Annotated in this window: 22 protein-coding genes and 1 riboswitch; of the genes, 9 read left to right on the top strand and 13 right to left on the bottom strand. The window is 66.4% G+C overall.

Features of this window, described 5'->3' with window-relative positions; genetic code table 11:
• Positions 1-445: AraC family ligand binding domain-containing protein (locus tag P1X14_RS18595; protein WP_277316917.1), on the bottom strand; the 445-nt coding region annotated here is incomplete at its 3' end.
• 97 nt (positions 446-542) lie between these two features.
• Here P1X14_RS18595 and P1X14_RS18590 point away from each other — a divergent pair.
• Positions 543-923 carry a VOC family protein gene (locus P1X14_RS18590; RefSeq protein WP_277316916.1) on the top strand — a complete coding sequence of 127 codons (381 nt, stop codon included), beginning with the start codon at positions 543-545 and terminating at the stop codon, positions 921-923.
• Here P1X14_RS18590 and P1X14_RS18585 read toward each other — a convergent pair.
• Positions 920-1867, bottom strand: coding sequence for a hypothetical protein (locus P1X14_RS18585; RefSeq protein WP_277316915.1), 948 nt, complete (start codon positions 1865-1867; stop codon positions 920-922). The two genes, P1X14_RS18590 and P1X14_RS18585, sit on opposite strands and share 4 nt — an antisense overlap.
• Before the next feature lie 108 nt (positions 1868-1975).
• Between P1X14_RS18585 and P1X14_RS18580 the strand changes: the two genes are divergently transcribed.
• The 3 genes from P1X14_RS18580 (at position 1976) to P1X14_RS18570 (ending at position 4354) form a co-directional block, all read left to right on the top strand.
• On the top strand, positions 1976-2320 hold the full coding sequence (locus P1X14_RS18580; RefSeq protein ID WP_277316914.1) for a hypothetical protein: 345 nt from the start codon (positions 1976-1978) through the stop codon (positions 2318-2320).
• A 124-nt stretch (positions 2321-2444) separates the two neighbouring features.
• Positions 2445-3647, top strand: a complete 1203-nt coding sequence (locus tag P1X14_RS18575) for a toxic anion resistance protein (RefSeq protein ID WP_277316913.1) — start codon at positions 2445-2447, stop codon at positions 3645-3647.
• Between the two features lie 5 nt (positions 3648-3652).
• Positions 3653-4354: a hypothetical protein gene (locus P1X14_RS18570; protein WP_277316912.1), complete on the top strand. Its 702-nt coding sequence runs from the start codon at positions 3653-3655 to the stop codon at positions 4352-4354.
• Here the strand turns inward: P1X14_RS18570 and P1X14_RS18565 are convergent.
• Positions 4327-4773 carry an Rrf2 family transcriptional regulator gene (locus P1X14_RS18565; RefSeq protein WP_277316911.1) on the bottom strand — a complete coding sequence of 149 codons (447 nt, stop codon included), beginning with the start codon at positions 4771-4773 and terminating at the stop codon, positions 4327-4329. The genes P1X14_RS18570 and P1X14_RS18565 overlap by 28 nt on opposite strands.
• Before the next feature lie 87 nt (positions 4774-4860).
• Here P1X14_RS18565 and P1X14_RS18560 point away from each other — a divergent pair, with 87 nt between their 5' ends.
• Positions 4861-5640, top strand: coding sequence for a class I SAM-dependent methyltransferase (locus P1X14_RS18560; RefSeq protein ID WP_277316910.1), 780 nt, complete (start codon positions 4861-4863; stop codon positions 5638-5640).
• On the opposite strand, the gene P1X14_RS18555 is transcribed toward P1X14_RS18560, so the two are convergent.
• From P1X14_RS18555 to ubiA, 3 genes are read right to left on the bottom strand one after another with little or no spacing between them, the layout of a single operon-like run.
• Entirely contained in the window at positions 5637-6413 is a 777-nt protein-coding gene (locus P1X14_RS18555) for a 3'(2'),5'-bisphosphate nucleotidase CysQ (RefSeq protein ID WP_277316909.1), read from the bottom strand. The genes P1X14_RS18560 and P1X14_RS18555 overlap by 4 nt on opposite strands.
• Positions 6406-7752: a metallopeptidase TldD-related protein gene (locus tag P1X14_RS18550; RefSeq protein WP_277316908.1), complete on the bottom strand. Its 1347-nt coding sequence runs from the start codon at positions 7750-7752 to the stop codon at positions 6406-6408. Before P1X14_RS18550 ends, P1X14_RS18555 begins: the two co-directional genes overlap by 8 nt.
• 31 nt (positions 7753-7783) lie before the next feature.
• Positions 7784-8701, bottom strand: coding sequence for a 4-hydroxybenzoate octaprenyltransferase (gene ubiA / locus P1X14_RS18545; RefSeq protein WP_277316907.1), 918 nt, complete (start codon positions 8699-8701; stop codon positions 7784-7786).
• Between the two features lie 117 nt (positions 8702-8818).
• Between ubiA and P1X14_RS18540 the strand changes: the two genes are divergently transcribed.
• The gene (locus P1X14_RS18540) at positions 8819-9223 is read left to right on the top strand and encodes a DUF2147 domain-containing protein (protein ID WP_277316906.1); all 405 of its coding nucleotides are present in this window, start codon (positions 8819-8821) and stop codon (positions 9221-9223) included.
• 7 nt (positions 9224-9230) lie between these two features.
• Here the strand turns inward: P1X14_RS18540 and ppc are convergent, their stop codons facing one another.
• From ppc to P1X14_RS18525, 3 genes are all read right to left on the bottom strand, one after another.
• Positions 9231-11903, bottom strand: coding sequence for a phosphoenolpyruvate carboxylase (ppc, locus tag P1X14_RS18535; protein WP_277316905.1), 2673 nt, complete (start codon positions 11901-11903; stop codon positions 9231-9233).
• 52 nt (positions 11904-11955) lie between these two features.
• A complete protein-coding gene (locus P1X14_RS18530) occupies positions 11956-12957 on the bottom strand; it encodes a L,D-transpeptidase family protein (RefSeq protein WP_277316904.1) in 1002 nt (333 codons plus the stop codon).
• A 78-nt stretch (positions 12958-13035) separates the two neighbouring features.
• Positions 13036-13470 carry a hypothetical protein gene (locus P1X14_RS18525; protein WP_277316903.1) on the bottom strand — a complete coding sequence of 145 codons (435 nt, stop codon included), beginning with the start codon at positions 13468-13470 and terminating at the stop codon, positions 13036-13038.
• 94 nt (positions 13471-13564) lie between these two features.
• Positions 13565-13673, top strand: a riboswitch (yybP-ykoY riboswitch).
• A 92-nt stretch (positions 13674-13765) separates the two neighbouring features.
• On the opposite strand from P1X14_RS18525, the gene P1X14_RS18520 reads away from it, so the two are divergent.
• Both P1X14_RS18520 and P1X14_RS18515 read left to right on the top strand, forming a co-directional pair.
• Entirely contained in the window at positions 13766-14329 is a 564-nt protein-coding gene (locus P1X14_RS18520; protein ID WP_277316902.1) for a TMEM165/GDT1 family protein, read from the top strand.
• 4 nt (positions 14330-14333) lie between these two features.
• Complete coding sequence (locus P1X14_RS18515; RefSeq protein WP_277316901.1) at positions 14334-15173, top strand: oxygenase MpaB family protein; 840 nt, start codon at positions 14334-14336, stop codon at positions 15171-15173.
• A gap of 129 nt (positions 15174-15302) precedes the next feature.
• Here P1X14_RS18515 and gyrB read toward each other — a convergent pair whose 3' ends face one another.
• The 3 genes from gyrB to P1X14_RS18500 are packed head-to-tail and all read right to left on the bottom strand — an operon-like array spanning position 15303 to position 18970.
• Positions 15303-17849 (bottom strand): DNA topoisomerase (ATP-hydrolyzing) subunit B, encoded by a 2547-nt coding sequence (gene gyrB, locus P1X14_RS18510; RefSeq protein ID WP_277316918.1) that lies wholly within the window; start codon positions 17847-17849, stop codon positions 15303-15305.
• A 40-nt stretch (positions 17850-17889) separates the two neighbouring features.
• Positions 17890-18642 (bottom strand): TIR domain-containing protein, encoded by a 753-nt coding sequence (locus P1X14_RS18505; RefSeq protein WP_277316900.1) that lies wholly within the window; start codon positions 18640-18642, stop codon positions 17890-17892.
• A 13-nt stretch (positions 18643-18655) separates the two neighbouring features.
• Positions 18656-18970 (bottom strand): hypothetical protein, encoded by a 315-nt coding sequence (locus P1X14_RS18500; protein WP_277316899.1) that lies wholly within the window; start codon positions 18968-18970, stop codon positions 18656-18658.
• A 76-nt stretch (positions 18971-19046) separates the two neighbouring features.
• Between P1X14_RS18500 and P1X14_RS18495 the strand changes: the two genes are divergently transcribed.
• Positions 19047-19409 (top strand): cupin domain-containing protein, encoded by a 363-nt coding sequence (locus tag P1X14_RS18495; protein WP_277316898.1) that lies wholly within the window; start codon positions 19047-19049, stop codon positions 19407-19409.
• Here the strand turns inward: P1X14_RS18495 and P1X14_RS18490 are convergent.
• The coding region (locus tag P1X14_RS18490; protein ID WP_277316897.1) for an AAA family ATPase at positions 19406-19862 on the bottom strand (457 nt) is incomplete at its 5' end. The two genes, P1X14_RS18495 and P1X14_RS18490, sit on opposite strands and share 4 nt — an antisense overlap.

Below are 19862 nucleotides of genomic sequence, written 5' to 3'. Positions count from 1 at the left end.
CCGGGCTGTGCGGCCGGGGCAGGTCGAACGGCGGCACGCCGCGTCGCTCGATCTCGCCGCGGATCAGCAGTGCCAGCGCAGCCTCGGCCGGATCGCGGCTATCCAGCATCCCGATCTCGACCGTGCGAAGCACCAGTTCGCGCAACAGCGGCGACACGTTCGCCACCGCGCAATCCGCCGATATGTCGCCGGCCCAGCCGGGCGCGAGGTACAGCGTGCGCAAGGTGCTGGCTCCGGCAAAGCCGATGCCGTGCCGCACGCCGCCCGGCACCCAGATCGCCCAGCTCGGCGGCGCGACCCACGATCCGCGCTCGGTCCACACCCGCATCACACCGGTCGCGGCAAAGATCAGCTGGTGCCAGTCATGCGTATGCGGCGGGATCGCTTCGCCCGCGCGATGATCGCTGGCTTGGCTACGCACCAGCAGGAAGGGCTCGTCGGCCACGCTGCGTCGTTTTTGCGACATCGTGCGCCGGAATAGCGGGATTGCGACAGAAAGGCGACCCGGCCAATGTCATGCCCGCCACACAGGAGAGACCCGGATGCCCGCCAATCTCGCTTCCTTCGCGATCCATGCCGACGACGTCGATCGCGCCCGCCTTTTCTACGAGGCCGTGTTCGGCTGGGCGTTCGAGCCTTGGGGGCCGCCGGGCTTCTACCTGATCCATACCGGCACCGACGATGCGCCCGGCGTGCAGGGCCTGCTCCAGCAACGCCACGTCCCGCGCACCGGCACCGGGCTGACCGGCGTGGAGCCGACCTTCGCCGTCGACGATGTCGATGCGGTCGCGGCGCGGGTGACCGCCAACGGCGGCACGATCACGATGCCGAAATCGGTGATCCCCACTGTCGGCGCACTGATCCGCTTCCTCGACCCTGAGGGCAACGAGATCGGCGCGATGCGCTACGAGATGCGGACTTAATAGTCCTTCCACTCCGATCCGGGTCCGGCGGTCTGCGCCGAAATCCCGGTCAGCTTCAATGCATCGCCCTCGATCACGAATTCCAGATTGGCCCGCCCGCCGGTCGCGCAGCAATTGGCGTCCGAATCCTTCCACAGATCGGTCTCGGCGCCCATGGCATCGCCCGAGAAGCTGTAATCCACCCCATGCCACACGCCGAGTCCAGCGGGCAGGCGACCTTCAAGCGCGGCATTCCACCCGCCCATGTCGATCTCGACCCAGCGGTCGCCGCGCTTCTGGTACAGGATGTCGGCATTATGATCCCCGGTGCCGACCATCCGGCCCGGTACCCACAACAGCTTCGTCTCCGGGTTATAGCGCGGCGCATCCATCATCACGCCTTCGAAGGTCCAGCCGATCAGCTTCGGCGCGCCGGGCCTGCTCGCGTCCCACAGCAGCACGCCGGTCGCGCCGCCATCGGCTTCCGAGGCTCCGCTCTGGAACTGCCAGACGATCTTCGTCCCGTCGCCGTCGCGCAGCACACCGGACATCGGCACGGTGCAGTTCATGCTCAGCCATGCCGACAGGCACTTGCTGCCCGTCGCCACAGCATTGGCATCGCGCACCGCCGCAATGCCCTTGGCCCGCACGATCTCATTGTCCAGTTCAGCGGTGCGGCTGACGATCCGGTCGATCAACTCGGCGCGGCTCAGCGGTTCGCCGTCGGTCCCGTCCGCCAGTTCCTCGCGAAACTGCCGCGCCCGCACCGTCCAGGTCGAGGGACGCGAGGTCACCGACTGAACCTTCTGCTCCTTGGCGACCAGTTCGCGATCGAGCTTCGCCAGTTCGGCATCGGCGCAAACCCGCTGCGCCAGCGCCGCCGGCATCGAGCAGGTCTGGGCCTGTGCCGCGCCGGGGATCAGCAACGCAGCAACCGCGGGCAACAACGCGAACCGGATCGACACCTGACACCTCTCCTGCAGGAAGTTGAAACAAGGGTTTGGCACTGGATTTCGTCAGCGAAAAGAGGCTATTGTGTATTGTTTTTATAATACAGCACCGGAGACGTGGCGATGAAATGGGCGATGGTCGCAGCGGCGGCGCTGCTGGTCGCAGGGTGCGAGAAAGTGGTCGAGAGCCACAGCGTCTCCGCGGTGCTGACCGCCGATATCGCTGCGGGCAAGATCAAGCTCACCTGCCGCGCGTCCAGCACCGGCAATTGCCACGTCCTGCTGGTCACCGGTGAGACGATCGAACGCATGTCGGCCGCCGCAGGCCAGAGTTCGGAAGCCACCGGCGTGACCGACGCCACCCAATATTGCCTGCAGGAGAATGCGCCGCAAAATGGCTGCCGCCTGCGCAAGCTGGTGCAGGGCGAGCAGATCGTCCGCAGCGAGAGCAAGCACGTCGTCGAATAGCTGGTCTGCAGCCTGGAATCGCGCCGCCCCTTGGCGTGCCGCCACAGGTGTACTATATCGATGATACACTTGATGCTGACGGGAAGTCCTCTAGATGAGGGACGTCGGTTTTTTGGAGGGTAGAATGGCGAGCGAGACGCAAGTGGCCGAAGCGGAACTGGTGCTCACGCCCCCGACGCCGGTGGCGGCCGTGGCGCCGGCCAAGGCCGCGGGCCTCGTGCCGGTCGAGGATGCCAAGAAGACCGAGCTTCAGACCCGTGTCGAAAGCTTCATCGACGATCTGATCGCGCAGGACGTGAACTCACCCGAATTCGGCAAGCGCGTCGATGCGATCGCGGCGATGGGCCAGAAGGAAATCCGCGACGCGGCGGGCCAGTCGAACCGTTTCCTCGATCGTCCGGTCAAGGCGATGGATCAGGAAACCGGCGTCGGCGCCGATCTGCTCGCGCTGCGCAAGACCGTCGAGGATCTCGATCCGGGCAAGAACGGCAAGCTGATCGGCGGCGGCGGGGGTTTCCTGAGCAAGCTGTTCGGCTCGGGCCTGACCGGCTATTTCCGCAAATACCAGTCGTCGCAGAGCCATATCAATGCGATCCTCAAGAGCCTTGCCAGCGGCAAGGACGAGCTGTTGATGGACAATGCCGCGATCGACACCGAGCGTGCGAACCTGTGGACCTCGATGGGCCGGCTCGAGCAGATGATCTATCTCTCCAAGGAGATGGACGCGAAGCTGGAGGAGAAAGCCAACGAGCTGGACGCGACCGATCCGGCCAAGGCCAAGGCCGTGCGCGAGACCGCGCTCTTCTATGTCCGTCAGCGTACCCAGGATCTGCTCACCCAGATGGCAGTCACGGTGCAGGGCTATCTCGCGCTCGATCTGGTCAAGAAGAACAATGTCGAGCTGGTGAAGGGCGTCGACCGCGCCAGCACCACCACCGTCTCGGCGCTCCGCACCGCGGTGACCGTGGCACAGGCGCTGACCAACCAGCGGCTGGTACTCGACCAGATCACGGCGCTGAACACGACCACGGCCGGCCTGATCGATTCGACCGGGGCGCTGCTCAAGAGCCAGTCGGCCGCGATCCACGAACAGGCCGCCAGCTCGACCATTCCGGTCGAGACGCTGCAGCGCGCGTTCCAGAACATCTATGACACGATGGACGCGATCGACACGTTCAAGCTCAAGGCGCTCGACAGCATGAAGACCACGGTCAACACGCTGTCGACCGAAGTCGAAAAGTCGAAGGGCTATATCGCCCGCGCCGAAGGGGCGGCGCAGAATCAGGTCGGCGGGGGCACCGAAACCTTCAAGCTGGAGGCCCTGTAACCCCGATGAGTGACGTCGATCGCGAACTGGCCCGGGCGGACGCACTGCTGCAACGGACGCGCGACCGCGCCGTCTCGCAGCGCAGCCGCCGCGACAAGGAAGTCGAGTTCGCCCAGAGGCTCGGCCGTATCGCTGCTGCCGATGCGCTGATCGTTGTCGGCGCGATCGTGGTCGGGCTGATTTACCCGCTCGGCATGATGGGCGCGCTGGCGGTGATGGCGCTGCTGGTGCTGGCGACCGCCTTCTTCGCCTTCATGCCGGTCAGCCTGCCCGCGACTGCCGAGACGCTCAGTCAGGTGCCGCTCAAGGCGCTGCCGTCCAAGACCGAGCGCTGGCTCGAAACCCAGCGCCCCGCTCTGCCGGCGCCGGTCCGCAGCCTGGTCGATTCGATCGGCGTGAAGCTGGAAACGCTCTCGCCGCAGCTCGCTACGCTGAACGAAAGCGAGCCCGCCGCCGCCGAAGTGCGCAAGCTGCTGGGCGAGCAATTGCCCGAACTGATCAAGGGCTATAGCCGCGTGCCCGAGCCGCTCCGCAAGGTCGAGCGCAACGGGCTGACCCCCGACCAGCAGTTGGCGCAAGGCCTCCAGCTGATCGACGACGAGATCGCCGAGATGACGACGCAGATCGCACAGGGCGACCTCGACGCGCTGGCCACCCGCGGCCGCTATCTCCAGATCCGCTATAAGGACGACGAGATCGCGGGCTGACCGCAGCGCGCGTCGAATGCCGTCGCCAGCTCGGCCAGACTGACCGATCCCAGCCGCTCGACCAGCAGTGCCTCGGCATCGCGCAGCGCGTCCTCGACCGCGGCGTTGACCACCTGCTCTACCGCGCAGGCCGGATTGGGATGCTCGTTGCCGATCGCGAAGATCCTCGGCCCGCCCACCGCACGATGCACGTCGAGCAGCGAGATCGAGGCGAGATCGCGGGCCAGCGCCCACCCCCCGCCATGCCCCTTTCCGGAGCGCACATAACCCGCGTCGCGCAGCCCGGCCATGGTGCGCCGGACGACCACCGCATTGGTCTGGAGCATCGCCGCAATCATCTCCGACGTCATCGGCCCCTCGTGCCGCGCCATGTGGAGCAGGACGTGGAGCATGCGGGAAAGGCGGCTGTCGTTACGCATCGTCCGATCCTTCGCATGCCCGCCCGGATTGGCAAGCGTGCGCCATCATGATACTTATGATGTTACATGATTCGCGGAAGGAATGGAATGAAGACGTTCGAGGATCCGGACCATTGGGATACGGCCGCCGTCCATTACGAGAAGACCGCCCATCCCTTCACCGCGCGCTTTGCCGAGGACGCGCTCGCGCAGATCGACCTGACGCCACAAAGCCGCGTGTTGGATGTCGCAGCGGGTACCGGCGCGCTGGCACTGGCCGCCGCCCGGACCGGCGCACAGGTGCTGGCGACCGACTTCTCCCCCGGCATGGTAGGCCGAATCGCCACGGCGGGTCTTCCCAATGTCGAGGCGCGCGTAATGGACGGCCAGTCGCTCGATCTGCCCGATGCCGGGTTCGATGCCGTCTTCTCGATCTTCGGCGTCATCATGTTCCCCGATTGGCGCAAGGGCCTGCGCGAGATGGCCCGGGTCACGCGACCGGGCGGGCATGGCGTGGTCGCGACATGGCAGAGCCGCGGCGCCGCCACCTTCCTGCTGCTCGGCCAGATCCGAGCAAAACTGTTCCCCGACCGCGGCGGCATGACCATGCCCGAAGCCGTGCAGGCGCTGAGCGATCCCGCCGACTTCGCCCGCGAACTGATCGCGGCAGGCTATCGCGACCCGCGGATCGAGAGCGTCACGCACGATTTCGAACTGGAGGTCGCGGCGCTCGATCAGCCCGACACGCTGTTCGGCATGTCGCCCGACTGGACCTCGCTGGACGAGGCCGAAAAGGCCGAAGTGGTCGCCGAGGTGCGGCAGATGGCAGGAGATGGGAAAATCCTGCCGATCCCGTCCACCGCGCTGATCGGCGTGGGCGTGCGTTAGCGCTTCACCGCTGCCATCGCGCGGTCGCGCAGCCGCTCGACCGCGGCGTCATGGATTCCCGGTACTGCCGCCAGCACGCCGAACGCCTCGCCCTCCGGCGAGTTGAAGCTCACCGGGCGGCCCAGCGCGTTGGTCACCTTCGCACCGCTCTCGCGCGCGATCAGCACCGCGGCGGCGATGTCCCATTCATTGCCCCAGCGCAGCGAGGCGACCAGATCGGCGTCGCCCGCCGCGACCATCGCGATGCGCAGCGCGATCGAGTTGGGCTTGAACACCGCGACCAGATCGGAATCCACCTTCGGCAGATCGTCTGCGGGCACGCGAGCGCCCACCAGTTCGCTCCGCCGCGCGGCATGGATACGCTGGCCGTTGCGGCTGGCACCCAGCGCCATCTCGGCGAACCAGTGCTCGTTCCGCGCGGGCGCATCGAGCACGCCGATCACCGGCCGCCCGTCCTCGACCAGCGCGACCGACACCGCCCATCCCGGCCGCCCGCGGATATAGTCGCGCGTGCCATCGATCGGATCGACCACCCATACCCGGTCCGCCTCCAGCCGGTCGCGATTGTCGGCAGTCTCCTCCGACAGCCAGCCCGCATCGGGCACCAGCGCCTCAAGCCGCTGGCGGAGAAACGCATCGACTTCCAGATCGACTTCGCAAACCGGGCTGCCCGGCACCTTTTCCCAGCGCTTGAAGTCGGTCCGCCAGCGATCCATCGCCAGCTTTCCGGCCTCCGCAGCGATCGCCGCGACCTGGGCGCCCAGTTCAGTCACCCGCGATCGTCATCCCGTCGATGCGCAGGGTCGGGGCGTTGATCCCATAGCGGAACTCGAGATCGCTCGCGGGGATCGCCGCCAGGAACATGTCGATCAGATTGCCCGCGATGGTGATCTCCGACACCGGTCCGGCGATCTCGCCCTTCTCGATCAGGAAGCCCGCCGCGCCGCGCGAATAATCGCCGGTCACGCCATTGACGCCCTGCCCGATCAGTTCGGTGACCAGCACGCCGCGCTCGATATCGCCGATCAGCTCCGCGACCGAAGCCTCGCCCGCGCTCATCCACAAATTGCCCGGCGAGGCGCCCGGCGCACCGCCGATCCCGCGCGAGGCATGGCCGGTCGGGTCCATGCCGAGCTGGCGCGCCGATGCGCTTTCCATCAGCCAGGTCGTCAGCACGCCATCCTCGACCAGCCGCCGCGGTCCGACCGCCAGCCCCTCGCCGTCGAACGGACGCGAGCGCAGGCCGCGCAGCCGCAGCGGATCCTCATGGATCGCGATGCCCTTCGCGAACACCTGCTTGCCCAGATATTCCTGCAGGAAGCTGGTCTTGCGCGCGATCGATCCGCCGGTGATCGCACCGACGAAATGACCGATCAGCCCGCTCGAAACCCGCTTGTCGAACACCACCGGCATCGCGCCGCTGGCGACCCGGCCGGGATTGAGTCTCGACACCGCGCGCTCGCCCGCGCTGCGGCCGATCTCGCCCGGCGCTTCGAGCATCGAGGCATAGCGCGCCGAATGCCATGCGCTGTCGCGCTCCATCTCGCCACCGGTCCCGGCAAGCACGCTGGCCGAGATCATATGGCTGCTGACCGAATAGCCGCCGGTAAAACCATGGCTGGTCGCAAGCGCGGTGACCGAACGCGTCGCGCTGGCGCCGCCGCCCTCGCTGTTGGTGACGCCCGCAACGGCACGCGCCGCATCCTCCGCTTCCAGCGCACGGTCGCGCATCGCCTGCGGTTCGGCTTCGGCGCCATCGTCCAGATCGAGCTGGGGCAGTGCGCCGTTCAGCAGCATCGCCTGCGGCGCAAGACCCGCCCAGGGATCCTCGGGCGCCTCGCGCGCCATCGCCAGTACCCGCTCGACCAGCGCATCGAGCGCCGCCGGGCTGAGGTCAGACGTCGAGACGCTGGCGCTGCGCGTGCCCGCAAACACCCGCAACCCGACTTCCTCGCTCTCCGAACGCTCGACATCCTCCAGCGCGCCCATCCGCACCGAAACGGCAAGCGAGCGATCGGCGATCAAGACGGCATCGGCGGCATCGGCGCCTGCGCGGCGGGCGCGGCCGACGATATCGTGGACGCGGTCGCAGGCCTGTTCGGTGTTCAGCATCGAGGCGACTTAGGTGCGCACGCCGCGAAGATCAAACGGTCTGCCCCACAACGAAGCAGGCGGCGAACATCAGCAGCCCCGCGAACCGGTTCGACCGGAAGCGTTCGAGCGCGCCCGCGCCTTCCTCCGGCCTCAGCGTCAGCACCTGCCAGCCCAGATGCAGCGCCATCGGCAGCAGCGCGAGAAGCGCCAGCCATTCCGCGCGCATCTGCCACAATGCCGCGCCCCACAGCGCCAGCGCCAACGCGTAAAACAGCGCCACGCCGGGCTTCACCTGTGTGCCCAGTCGCCGCGCCGACGAACGCACCCCGACCAGCGCATCGTCTTCGACATCCTGCAGCGCATAGATGGTGTCGTAGCCGATCACCCAGAAGATCGATCCGGCATAGAGCAGCAGCCCCGGCAGCCAGTCACCGTCGCTCGATTGCGCCCAGGCGACCAGCGCCGCCCAGGAAAAGACCAACCCCAGCCATGCCTGAGGCCACCAGGTGATCCGCTTCATGAAGGGATAGGCCGCGACCAGCGCGAGGCTGGCCAACGCCACGCCCGCCGCGACCGGGCGAAGCTGAAGCAACACCACCAGCCCGATCAGACACAATGCGAGCAGCCAGATCCACGCCGATTTCAGGCTCACCGCGCCGCTGGCCAGCGGACGGCTGCGCGTGCGGGCAATCTGGCGGTCGAGATCGCGGTCGACGATGTCGTTATAGACGCATCCCGCGCCGCGCATCGCGATGCTGCCGAGCAGGAACCACAGGATCATGTCCCACCGGTCCAGCGCCCGCCCGGCCAGCGCGATCGCCCATGCGCCGGGCCAGAACAGCAGCCACCAGCCGATCGGCCGGTCGAACCGCGCCAGCAGCGCATATGGCCGCGCCGCCGCGGGCAGCAGCCGCATCAGGCCGCGATGTTCGGTATCGGGAACGCTGTCCGCGGGGGTGGTGGTCATGCCCCTGCCCTATCCCCTTGCCTGCAAGTCAGGCAACCGCGAGTTCAGCTGCCGCTAACCCGCATCCTGCCATGTTTGCGCCCTTGAAACGGCATGATGGCCATAGAAATGGGACCGATGAAGATTCGACTGATCAGCCTTTTCGCCTGCACCGCCCTCCTCAGCGCGGCCGCGCCGCCGCAAGCGGACGGACTGCAGGGCGAGTGGCGCAACACCAAGAACACGGTGCACCTCAAGGTCGCGCCGTGCGGCACGGCGATGTGCGGCACCGTCACCTGGGCCGGCGACGAACAGCGCGCCGACGCCCGCAAGGGCAGCGGCCGGGACCTGATCGGCAGCGTCATTCTGCGCGACCTGCGCCGCCAGAACGACGGCACCTGGCGCGGCAAGGTGTTCGTGCCGGATATCAACACCAATGCATCGGGCACAGTGACCATCGTCAACGGCAACATGATCCGCGTGTCGGGCTGCACCGTGCTGGGTCTCGTCTGCAAGACGCAGCACTGGCACCGGCTCAAATAGGGCGCGCTTACCCGCTGTTCCGCAGCGCCGTCGCGATCGCGTTGATCGACAGCAGGATGCCCTCGCCGATCCGTGCATCGTCCTCGCCCGCGCGATGGCGCTTGAGCAGCTCGATCTGGAGCAGGTTGAGCGGCTCGATATAAGGCAGGCGCAGCAGGATCGAGGCTTCCAGCGCGGGATGCTTCTCCAGCAGCCGGGTCTGGCGGGTGATCTGGAGCAGGCCGTCATGCGTCGATTGCCAGCCGTCGCGGATGCGGGTGAACACGCTGTCGCGAAGGGCAGCATCCTCGACCAGAGCCGCATAGTTCGCCGCGATCCGCATGTCGGACTTGGCGAGCACCATCTCCATGTTCGCCAGCGTGGCGGCGAAGAACGGCCAGCCCTCGGCCATTTCGCGCAACAGGCCCTTGTCCGGGAACGCGTCCAGCGCCGCGCCGACGCCATACCAGCCCGGCAGCATGATCCGCGCCTGTGCCCAGCTGAACACCCAGGGGATTGCGCGCAGATCCTCGATCGCGTCGGACTTCTTGCGGCTGGCCGGGCGTGAGCCGATCTTCAGACCGGCAATCTCGGCAATCGGCGTCGCCTGACGGAAGAAGCGGCGGAAATCGTCGGTCTCATAGACCAGCCCGCGATAGGCCTTGAACGCGGTCTCGGAGAGCGTGTCCATCGCCGCGACGAAGCGCGTCGCCTCGGCCGGAGCCAGCTTTTCGGGCTCCAGACTGGCAAGCAGGGTCGCCGAGGTGACTGCCTCCAGATTGGTCATCGCGCTTTCGCGGGTGCCGTATTTGGCGGCGATCACTTCGCCCTGTTCGGTGATGCGGATCCGACCCTGCACCGTGCCCGGCGGCTGGGCGAGGATCGCGGCATAGGAGGAGCCGCCCCCGCGCCCGACCGAACCGCCGCGGCCATGGAACAGCTGCATCGCCACGCCGCTCTTCTCGAACACGCGCGACAGTGCCGTCGATCCGCGGCTCAGCTGCCAGGTGGAGGTCAGGTAACCGCCATCCTTGTTGCTGTCCGAATAGCCGATCATCACTTCCTGATGCCCGCGCGCCGCGGTGATCGCCGCGACTTCGGGAAGGCCGAGCCATTCGGTCATGATCGCCGGCGCGCTTTCCAGATCGCCGATGGTCTCGAACAGCGGGATCGCCATGATATGCGCCTGCGGCTGCTCGCCCGGCACATAGAGGCCCGCTTCCTTCAGCATCACATGGACTTCGAGCAGGTCGGAAACCGACTGCGCCATCGACACGATATAATGGGTGATGCAGCCGCGGCCGTACTTCGCATGCGCCTGCGCCGCCGCGCGGACGATGGCGAGTTCGGAAGCGGTCTCCTCCGAATAATCGGCATAGGGACTGGTGAGCAGGCGCGGGCTGGCCAGTTCCTGCCGCAGCAGCGCAACGCGCTCTTCCTCGGGCAGCGCCAGATAATCGTCGCTGACGCCCGCAGCCTTGAGCAGTTCCGCTACCACCCGCTCATGCACCGCGCTGTTCTGGCGCATGTCGAGCGTGGCGAGGTGGAAGCCGAATGTCTCGACCGCGCGGATCAGCCGGCCCAGCGCGCCGCCACTGGCGAGCGGCCCCTTGCCGTGATCGGTCAGCGCGCGGGCGATCGAGGCCAGTTCGGAGCGGAACTCGGACGGATCGGCATAGGGCGCCGCGGCCAGCGGTGCGGGACGCGGCGGCTGCTTGCCGGTCAGCGCGAGATGCGTCGCCGAAAGCCGCGCATAGATGCCCGACAGCGCCCGGCGATAGGGTTCGTCCTGACGGCTGGCGGCGGTGTCGTGGCTCGCCTCGGCCAAGGTAAGCACCGCCGGATCGACCTCGGCATGCTCGGTCGAGATCGACAGCTCGGCGCCCAGCGCATGGACCTGATCGAGATAATGGCCAAGCACAGCTTCCGACGCGCGACCCAGCGCGCCGCGCATCGACTCCGCGGTGACGAAGGGATTGCCGTCGCGGTCGCCGCCGATCCAGCTGCCGGCACGCAGGAAGCTGGGCGCACGCTCGCCCAGCGCGCGATCCCAGCGGGCATAGAGCGCGGGGAGAACGGGCAGGAACACGTCGCGGAGATAGGAGAGCGCCGTCTCGACCTCGTCGGCCACGCCCAGCTTCTCGCGCCGCAGCACGCGGGTCTGCCACAGCAGTGCGATCTGGCGCAGGATCGCGTCGTCGATGCGGTCGCCATCTTCGGTCTCGACCCGCTTCAGATCCTTCAGCGCCATCAGCTCGGCGATCCGGTTCTTGTGGTCGATCATCGACTTGCGGCGAACTTCGGTCGGGTGCGCGGTCAGCACCGGCACGATCAGCGCGTGATCGAGCAGCTTCATCACCGCCTCATGGCCGATCCCGTCCGCCTTCAGCCGCGCCAGCGTGCTGACGACATCGGCATCGTCCTCGGTCGCCACGCCCTGCCGGTCCTCGGCGAGATTGGCGAGCATCGAGAACAGCATGAAGCCGCGGGTGAAATCGAGCGTCTCGTCCAACGTCAGCCGGTCCAGCCCGGGATCGACCGCGTCCGCGCCCACCACGCCGCGATGCCGGTCCACCGACGCGGCACGGATATATTCGATCCGCCGGAACAATTCGTCGCCGCCATAGGCACGGATCACGTCGCCCAGCAGGCGTCCGAGAAAGCGGATATCGGCGTTGTTCGCGATCGTCTGGCTGGCCATAGGGTCGCCTTGCTGCACCGCAGCAGCCGTAACGTCAATGTTATACGATAAATCAGCGGCCGCCGTAGGTGACACCGGTATCAGAATATCCGGCCGGCTCCGCTTCGATCACCGTCATTTGTTGCGGTCGCGGACGCATCGGCGCGGCCAGACCAAGCGAATCGGGGATGACGATCATCGTGGTTCCGGGCTGCACCACACCGGCCAGTGCCTGACGGAACAGGTCGGTGCCCTGGAAGGCCCCGCCATCGGGCGCAGCCATCGCGCTGACCGAGGAACGCTCGCCGCCCAGCTGGACGCGCTTCCAGCGATATTCGCCGCCATTGGCACTTTGCAGCACATAGGCCTGGGTACGATCGACCACCCCGTCGAACTGCACCGGCGCCGATCCGATCTCGACGCCGTTGCGCAGCACCACCATCCGGCGATCCGCGGCGCTCACCACGATCGACACCGGGCCATAGCGCGAAAGTTCGGGCCGCCACGTCGTCGGGCCGAAACCGGCCGCCGCGGGTGCCGAGGCGGTCTGCGCATTCGGGCCGACGCGCAGCTGGGCGGGCTGGTTGACGATCACCACCGTCATGCCGAGCGACGTCTGCTCGAACAGCAGCTTCGCGAACTCATGCGGCAGGCGGACGCAGCCATGAGAGGCCGGATAGCCCGGCAGATTGCCGCCATGCAGCGCGATGCCGCGCCAGGTCAGGCGCTGCATATAGGGCATGGGCGCATTGTTGTACGTGCTGGAGCGGTGCTTCACATTCTTCTGGAGGATGGTGAAGACGCCCTGCGGCGTGCGGTGTCCGGCGCGGCCGGTCGACACGGTCGAAACCGCGATCGGCACGCCGTTGCGATAGGCCACCAGCCGCTGCGTCGCGATATTGACCACCACCAGCATCGGCCCCTCGGGTGCCAGCTCGGGCAACCACATGAACTGGCCGGGCTTGAGCCGCTCCACCGCGCTCATCACCGTGCCTTCGTCCAGCGGCTGAAGCTGTGCCGATCCGGCAGTGGCCAGAAGGGCCACCCCCGCGCTCAAGATCAAGGCCCTTATCATGACGATTCGCCCCCTGTTGCCGCCATGACGTCATATCAGTGAAGGTAAGAGTCGCAACCGGAAGCGTAATGATCGAGATCAGTCGAACCAGCTCGGGGCCTGATCGTCGAACACGAACGAAGTGAGCGTCCAGCCCGCCGCGGTGCGGACATAGATGAAGCGCCAGCGCGTCACGAAGTCGCGATGCTGGACCAGCCAGGTGTCGCGGCGGAGCATCGTGCCCAGCGGCACGGTTTCGATCTGCTCCCATGACTGGATCGCGCCATAGCTCCGGATCGCACCCTCGATCTGCTTGGGCAATTCGTCGGACTCGGCCACGCGCGCGGCCAGCCGCGGCGCATCCTGCGTCAGCCTCTTGAGCCCGAGCGCCACATCGCCCTGCTTCAGCGCCTGGAAAAAGGGCTCGACGATCGCATCGGAGAGTCCGGACGACGGCACCGAAACCGGTTGCGCATGGGCCGCGGCCGGCACCGCACACACCGCCAGCGCCGCGATCAGGATCATATGCCGCATATTGTCTCTCCCTTGCCCGCCTCGGGGAATCGCACCTCTAACAATCGCTGGCAACCATCGCCGCATTGACGCCCCGCGCCGCGCCGCCTAGGGCGATCCCGTCATTCGGGGAGTAGCCCGCCGTCCTTCGGGACGGATGCCGCGTCAACATATTTGGGGGAGACCCCATGGTGCGGCAGGAGCGATCCGGAAACGGGCGCTTCAGGCGAGACCGATGGCAACGGCTTTCCGCTCATGGTCGGGCGGGAGAGACGTTGTCGTCGTGTCCATATCCGCCCGGCCCCGAGTATATCCCATGGAAGCATTCCTCACCTCCCTCGGCCTCGTCGCGCTCGCCGAAATCGGCGACAAGACCCAGTTGCTCGCGGTCGTCCTCGCGCTCCGGTTCCGCAAGCCATGGCCGATCATCACCGGCATCTTCGTCGCGACCGTGGCCAATCACTTCCTCGCCGCCCTGCTCGGTACGGTCGCCGCCGATTTCCTCTCCAGCAACTGGTTCCGCATCGCCATCGGTGTGTCGTTCGTCGCGATGGGCCTGTGGACGCTGATCCCCGACAAGTTCGACGAGGACGAAGCCAAACCCTCGCGCTTCGGCCCGTTCCTGGCGACCACCATCGCGTTCTTCCTGGTCGAGATGGGCGACAAGACCCAGATCGCCACGGTGGCGCTGGGCGCGCGGTTCAACGACGTGGTGGCGGTCACGATGGGCACCACGCTCGGCATGATGGTCGCCAACGCCCCTGTCGTGCTGCTGGGCGACAAGCTGCTCGGCAAGCTGAACTTCGATCTGGTGCGCAAGATCGCCGCCGGTCTGTTCATCGCCATTGGCGTGTGGACGCTTTGGGAGCTATTTGCCTGACGGCATGGCTTCCAATCCCCTTCGCCGCGCGCTGATCGCGCAGGTCCGCAAGACCTTCAACGATCAGGAGCGCGGCGAAACGCCGGTAGTCCGCCGCGACGACGGGCTGTTCGGTCCGCAATCGGTGTGCTGGCGGGTGCATGGCGATGTGGTGACGATGATGGTGGGCGGCGTATCGGCGCTGCTGCTCCAGATGCTCCACCCCGCCGTGCTGGCCGGCGTGTGGGATCATTCGGCATTCCGGCACGATATGCTGGGGAGGCTGCGGCGCACCGCGCGGTTCATTGCGGTGACCGGCTATGATTCGCTCGAAGCCGCCGAAGCCGCGATCGAAAAGGTCCGCGAGGTCCATACCCGCGTGCGCGGCACCCTGCCCGACGGCACGCCTTATGCCGCGGACGATCCGCGCCTGCTGGCATGGGTGCATGTCACCGAAGCGATCAGCTTCCTCGACGCCTGGATCCGCTATGCCGAGCCGGACATGAGCGCCGCCGATCAGGACCGCTATTTCGCCGAGTTCGCGATCATTGCCGACCGGCTGGGCGCCGACCCGGTCCCGCGCACCCGCGCCGAGGGCGAAAAGCTGATCGCGCAGATGCGGGGGGAACTGGTAGCCGACGCGCGCTCTCGCGAGGTTGCGCGACTGGTGCTCGACCAGCCCGCGCCGAGCATGGCGGTGGCGCCGGTGCAGCGGATGATCTTCGCCGCGGCAGTAGACCTGCTCCCCGCCTGGGCGCGGGAAATGCATGGCCTGAAGGCGCCGCGCGTGTCGCGGCCGGCGGTGCGGCTGGGCACGCGGGGCTTTGCGGAAACGATGCGCTGGGCGTTTCGGGAGAACACATAAATCCTCCCCCGGAGGGGGAGGTGGCAGCGCAGCTGACGGAGGGGGAGCGCCACGGGCGATATCGCTTGGGGCAAACCCCCTCCACCGCCTTCGGCGGTCCCCCCCCCCCTCCGGGGGAGGATTTGGAGATCAAACGTCCAGATTCGCCACGCTAAGCGCGTTCTCCTGGATGAACTCACGCCGCGGCTCCACCACGTCGCCCATCAGGCGAGTGAAGATCTCGTCGGCCACGTCGGCCTGATCGATCGCCACGCGCAGCATCGAGCGGTTGGTCGGGTCCAGCGTGGTTTCCCACAGCTGCTCCGCATTCATCTCGCCCAGCCCCTTGTAGCGCTGGATCGCGAGGCCCTTGCGGCCCGCGGCCAGGATCGCGTCGAGCAGTTGCGAGGGACGCGAGACCAATGCCTCGCCCTTGCCGACGGTCACCGCTTCCTCAACCTCCTCGACGCCTTCGACCGGCGCTTCGGCTTCAGCGGCAGCTCCCTTGGCCGAGACCAGCTTGGACGGGGTGAGATAGCTGTCGGACTGCTCGCCCGCCAGCGTGTGGAGCTTGCGCGCCTCCGCCGAGACGAGGAACGGTGCCTCGACGATGTGGTGATCGGTCACGCCGCGCCACAGCCGCTCGAAATGATAGCCGCCTTCCTCGCTCACGCGGGCCGACCAGCGCGCATCCGCGTCCGCCGCGTCCAGCCGGTTGACCACGACCGCCAGCGCCGCTTCGCGCTGCTCGCGCAACGCTTCCGGATTGAACGCACCGCCAAGCGCCAGCGCTTCGATGATGCTCGGATCATAGCGGCGCGGCACATAACGCATCAGCGTGCGCATGCGCCGGGCATGTTCGACCAGCGCGCGCAGATCCTCGCCCGATCGCGAGCCCGCGCCGGTTTCCAGTACGTTCCCGCCGACCCCGGCATCGACCAGATACTGATCGAGCGCACTGTCGTCCTTCAGATAGACCTCAGACCGGCCCTTGGTCGCCTTATAGAGCGGCGGCTGGGCGATATAGAGGTGCCCGTTGGCGATGATCTCGGGCATCTGGCGATAGAAGAAGGTCAGCAGCAGCGTGCGGATATGCGCACCGTCCACGTCTGCGTCGGTCATGATGACGATCTTGTGGTAGCGCAGCTTCTCGACGTTGAAGTCGTCGCGGCCGATGCCGGTACCCATCGCCTGGATCAGCGTGCCGATTTCGCGGCTGCCCAGCATCCGGTCGAATCGCGCACGCTCGACGTTCAGGATTTTGCCGCGCAGTGGAAGGATCGCCTGGAAATGGCGGTCGCGGCCCTGCTTGGCCGAGCCACCGGCCGAGTCACCCTCGACCAGGAACAGTTCGGACTTGGCCGGATCGCGCTCCTGACAGTCCGCCAGCTTGCCGGGCAGGCTGGCGATATCCATCACGCCCTTGCGCCGGGTCAGCTCGCGCGCCTTCTTGGCGGCTTCGCGGGCGGCCGCTGCGTCGATCACCTTCTGGATGATCGCACGTGCCAGCGCCGGATTCTCCTCCAGCCAGTCGGTCATCTTGTCGGCCATCAGCGCTTCGAGCGGCTGGCGGACTTCCGACGAGACCAGCTTGTCCTTGGTCTGCGAGCTGAACTTGGGATCGGGCAGCTTGACCGAAACGATCGCGGTGAGACCCTCGCGCATATCGTCGCCGGTAAGGGTGACCTTCTCCTTCTTCAGCATGCCCGACTTGTCGGCATAGCTGTTGATCGTGCGGGTCAGCGCCGCGCGGAAGGCAGCCAGATGGGTCCCGCCGTCACGCTGGGGGATGTTGTTGGTGAAGCAGAGGACGTTCTCGTAGTACGAGTCATTCCACTCCAGCGCGACGTCGATGCCGATATCGTCACGCTGGCCGTTCACCGAGATCGGATCCGGGAACAGCGGCTGCTTGTTGCGATCGAGATACTTCACGAAGGCCGCGATGCCGCCCTCGTAGAACAGCTCGACTTCCTTGACCTCCTCATGCCGCGCGTCACGCAGGAACAGGCGGACGCCCGAGTTGAGGAAAGCCAGCTCGCGATAGCGGTGCTCGAGCTTCTCGAAGTCGAACTCGATCTGGTTCTTGAAGGTGCCACCGTCGCCGGGAGTCTTCTCGGTCGAAGCGAGGAAGGTCACGCGGGTGCCCTTCTTGCCCTCCGGCGCCTTGCCGATCACCTTGAGCGGATTGACCGCATCGCCATAGGCGAAGCGCATCCAATGCTCCTCGCCATCGCGCCAGATGTTGAGATCGAGCCACTCGCTGAGCGCGTTCACCACCGAAACGCCCACGCCGTGCAGGCCGCCCGAGACCTTGTAGGCATTGTCGTCCGACGTATTCTCGAACTTACCGCCCGCGTGAAGCTGGGTCATGATGACCTCGGCCGCCGACACGCCTTCCTCGGCATGGATGCCAGTCGGGATGCCGCGTCCGTTATCCTCGACCGAGACCGACCCGTCGGGGTTCAGCTGGATGATGATCTTGTCGCAATGCCCGGCCAGCGCCTCGTCGATGGCGTTGTCCGAGACCTCGAACACCATGTGGTGCAGGCCCGAACCGTCATCGGTATCGCCGATATACATGCCCGGCCGCTTGCGGACCGCGTCGAGACCCTTGAGGACCTTGATGCTGTCTGCGCCGTACGCGTTCGTGTTGGGGGTGTTTTCGGGAGTCGTGTCGTCGCTTGCCATGCCCAGCATATAGGTATGGCTGTCACGAAACGGAAGCAAAATGGGCGCCCTAATCGGGAAGCGAGAGCAGGATACGTGGCAAATCCGAAGGGTGACTATCTCCCGCAAGCCGGTACGCGATAACCGGCTCCGCTCGGAACTGCATGACGACACCAGGGCCACCCGGTGACCCAAGATGGACCAGAACAGTCCGCGCCGCCATTCCAACCGACATCCCGACCTCGCTGATTATATTCGGGAGCATAGGCTCGTCGCTAATGAAGATTATATGCCAGCCAGTCCTACGCGCCCTATTCAATTCACGCTTAACCAAGGTCAGAAATTGCGACCGATCATCGAAGAACTCGGGGCGAAGGCGGTCGAGGTCAGTGACGCTGAAGCCCTCTGCCCGCAGAGCCTGTAGGTAGGGTGCCACACGCTCCGACTGCGCGCTCGAATAGATTGGAAAAACATTCAGCTTTGCGAGAAATTTGTCGAGGCTGCGGGTGTCGGGCTCAACATCGACATCTACAGCGCCAACCCGCACCGGCCGGTGGCGCCTAATCCGCTCAACAACCTCACGCTCGCGTCGTACCCATTCGGAAGATCGGGCGGCTTCGCTTTCGCAATATAAAAAGAAGTTCCGAACTTCGATCTCGCGCTCGATGATCGGCCAGAACTGCGCCGGGTCGGTCAATGATCGTAAGTGAAAGAGCAGTGGCGACGCCCCCTTGTCCTCCAGATAGTTTCGGACCTTGCGTACATTCGCAAGGTCGGAACTCGCGTGAGAGATGAAGATCCAAGCTTCGGAGGGCTTCGGCATCTGCGGCACAGCTTCAGAAAGCGGTCATCAAATCGAGCATTAGCCGCGGAACCGATGCGGTCGGATTGGGACTATTCTCGGCACGCAGGCCCATCTGCTTGTTGGGCGAAAGGCGGACGGTGGCGGGACCGACCAGTTGGCGCGTTCCGCGCTCGGGCAGCGGAAGCAGGCGCGGCGATTCCGCGGTTCCGCACACCACGATCTCGTCGGCATTGCGGACGCAATTGCGCCGGGTGAGCGAGGCCTGCGCCACCGTGCCGCGGTCATAGACTTCGTCCGACGGGGGACCGGGAACATCCTGAATGGCCATCATGAGCATCAAGAGCATGTCGCGCCCCTTTCCCAAGTCGCGCGATCCTGCCACGACCGGCGCATAAAGGTCCAGCAGTCGCGGAGAAGCACCGATGGAAAAGGTCAATCTCGCCGAGGCATTCGGCCGGTTTCAGGACCCATGGAACCCGCGCATCGCCGGGCAGGTCAACCAGACCGCGATCAAGCTGGTCCGGCTGGAAGGCGCGTTCGACTGGCACCATCACGAGCATGAGGACGAGATGTTCCTCGTCGTCGCGGGCCAGCTGCGCATGAAGCTGCGTGACCGCGATATCGACCTGATGCCCGGCGAGTTCCTGATCGTGCCGCGCGGGGTCGAACATTGCCCCGAAGCGATCGGTCCCGATTGCCAGGTGCTGCTGGTCGAGCCGGATACCACGCTGAATACCGGCAATGTGGTGACGGAGCGGACCCGCGAGACGCTGGAACGGATCTAGGCCGGCACCACTTCGCCATGCGCGACGGAATAATGCGTCGCGCCACCCGGCACGGCTTCGAACAGCGCCGGTTCGGTGCCGGTCATCCACACCTGCCCCTTGCCCGCCAGCCGCTCGAACAGCGCCGCACGGCGGCTGGGGTCGAGATGCGCGGCAACCTCGTCGAGCAGCAGGATCGGCGGCCGCCCGACGCGTTCGGCAACCAGATCCGCATGCGCCAGCACGAGGCCCAGCAGCAGCGCCTTTTGCTCGCCGGTAGAGCAGAGATGCGCGGGCTGCCCCTTGCCCAGATGGGTGACGATCAGGTCGGCGCGGTGCGGGCCCGCCAAGGTACGGCCGGCGGCGGCATCGCGCCTGCGTCCCTCGACCAGTTCGCGTGTCAGGCTCGACGCATCGCCTTCCCAGCCCTCCAGCGACAGCCCGGCGCGTGCGAACGGCCCCTCGGCCTGCGCC

It is taken from the genome of Sphingomonas sp. AOB5, assembly GCF_029433115.1.
Lineage (GTDB): Bacteria > Pseudomonadota > Alphaproteobacteria > Sphingomonadales > Sphingomonadaceae > Sphingomonas.
Note: the sequence above shows the minus strand (reverse complement) of the source record. Positions and strands in the feature narration are given on the sequence as shown.

What these genes read in the sequence shown, in the direction of transcription:
- P1X14_RS18590 (WP_277316916.1), top strand. Translation starts at nt 543, where the DNA reads ATGCCCGCCAATCTCGCTTCCTTCGCGATCCATGCCGACGACGTCGAT.
- P1X14_RS18580 (WP_277316914.1), top strand. Translation starts at nt 1,976, where the DNA reads ATGAAATGGGCGATGGTCGCAGCGGCGGCGCTGCTGGTCGCAGGGTGC.
- P1X14_RS18575 (WP_277316913.1), top strand. Translation starts at nt 2,445, where the DNA reads ATGGCGAGCGAGACGCAAGTGGCCGAAGCGGAACTGGTGCTCACGCCC.
- P1X14_RS18570 (WP_277316912.1), top strand. Translation starts at nt 3,653, where the DNA reads ATGAGTGACGTCGATCGCGAACTGGCCCGGGCGGACGCACTGCTGCAA.
- P1X14_RS18565 (WP_277316911.1), bottom strand. Translation starts at nt 4,773, where the DNA reads ATGCGTAACGACAGCCGCCTTTCCCGCATGCTCCACGTCCTGCTCCAC.
- P1X14_RS18560 (WP_277316910.1), top strand. Translation starts at nt 4,861, where the DNA reads ATGAAGACGTTCGAGGATCCGGACCATTGGGATACGGCCGCCGTCCAT.
- P1X14_RS18550 (WP_277316908.1), bottom strand. Translation starts at nt 7,752, where the DNA reads ATGCTGAACACCGAACAGGCCTGCGACCGCGTCCACGATATCGTCGGC.
- ubiA (WP_277316907.1), bottom strand. Translation starts at nt 8,701, where the DNA reads ATGACCACCACCCCCGCGGACAGCGTTCCCGATACCGAACATCGCGGC.
- P1X14_RS18540 (WP_277316906.1), top strand. Translation starts at nt 8,819, where the DNA reads ATGAAGATTCGACTGATCAGCCTTTTCGCCTGCACCGCCCTCCTCAGC.
- ppc (WP_277316905.1), bottom strand. Translation starts at nt 11,903, where the DNA reads ATGGCCAGCCAGACGATCGCGAACAACGCCGATATCCGCTTTCTCGGA.
- P1X14_RS18530 (WP_277316904.1), bottom strand. Translation starts at nt 12,957, where the DNA reads ATGATAAGGGCCTTGATCTTGAGCGCGGGGGTGGCCCTTCTGGCCACT.
- P1X14_RS18525 (WP_277316903.1), bottom strand. Translation starts at nt 13,470, where the DNA reads ATGCGGCATATGATCCTGATCGCGGCGCTGGCGGTGTGTGCGGTGCCG.
- P1X14_RS18520 (WP_277316902.1), top strand. Translation starts at nt 13,766, where the DNA reads ATGGAAGCATTCCTCACCTCCCTCGGCCTCGTCGCGCTCGCCGAAATC.
- P1X14_RS18515 (WP_277316901.1), top strand. Translation starts at nt 14,334, where the DNA reads ATGGCTTCCAATCCCCTTCGCCGCGCGCTGATCGCGCAGGTCCGCAAG.
- gyrB (WP_277316918.1), bottom strand. Translation starts at nt 17,849, where the DNA reads ATGCTGGGCATGGCAAGCGACGACACGACTCCCGAAAACACCCCCAAC.
- P1X14_RS18505 (WP_277316900.1), bottom strand. Translation starts at nt 18,642, where the DNA reads ATGCCGAAGCCCTCCGAAGCTTGGATCTTCATCTCTCACGCGAGTTCC.
- P1X14_RS18500 (WP_277316899.1), bottom strand. Translation starts at nt 18,970, where the DNA reads ATGCTCTTGATGCTCATGATGGCCATTCAGGATGTTCCCGGTCCCCCG.
- P1X14_RS18495 (WP_277316898.1), top strand. Translation starts at nt 19,047, where the DNA reads ATGGAAAAGGTCAATCTCGCCGAGGCATTCGGCCGGTTTCAGGACCCA.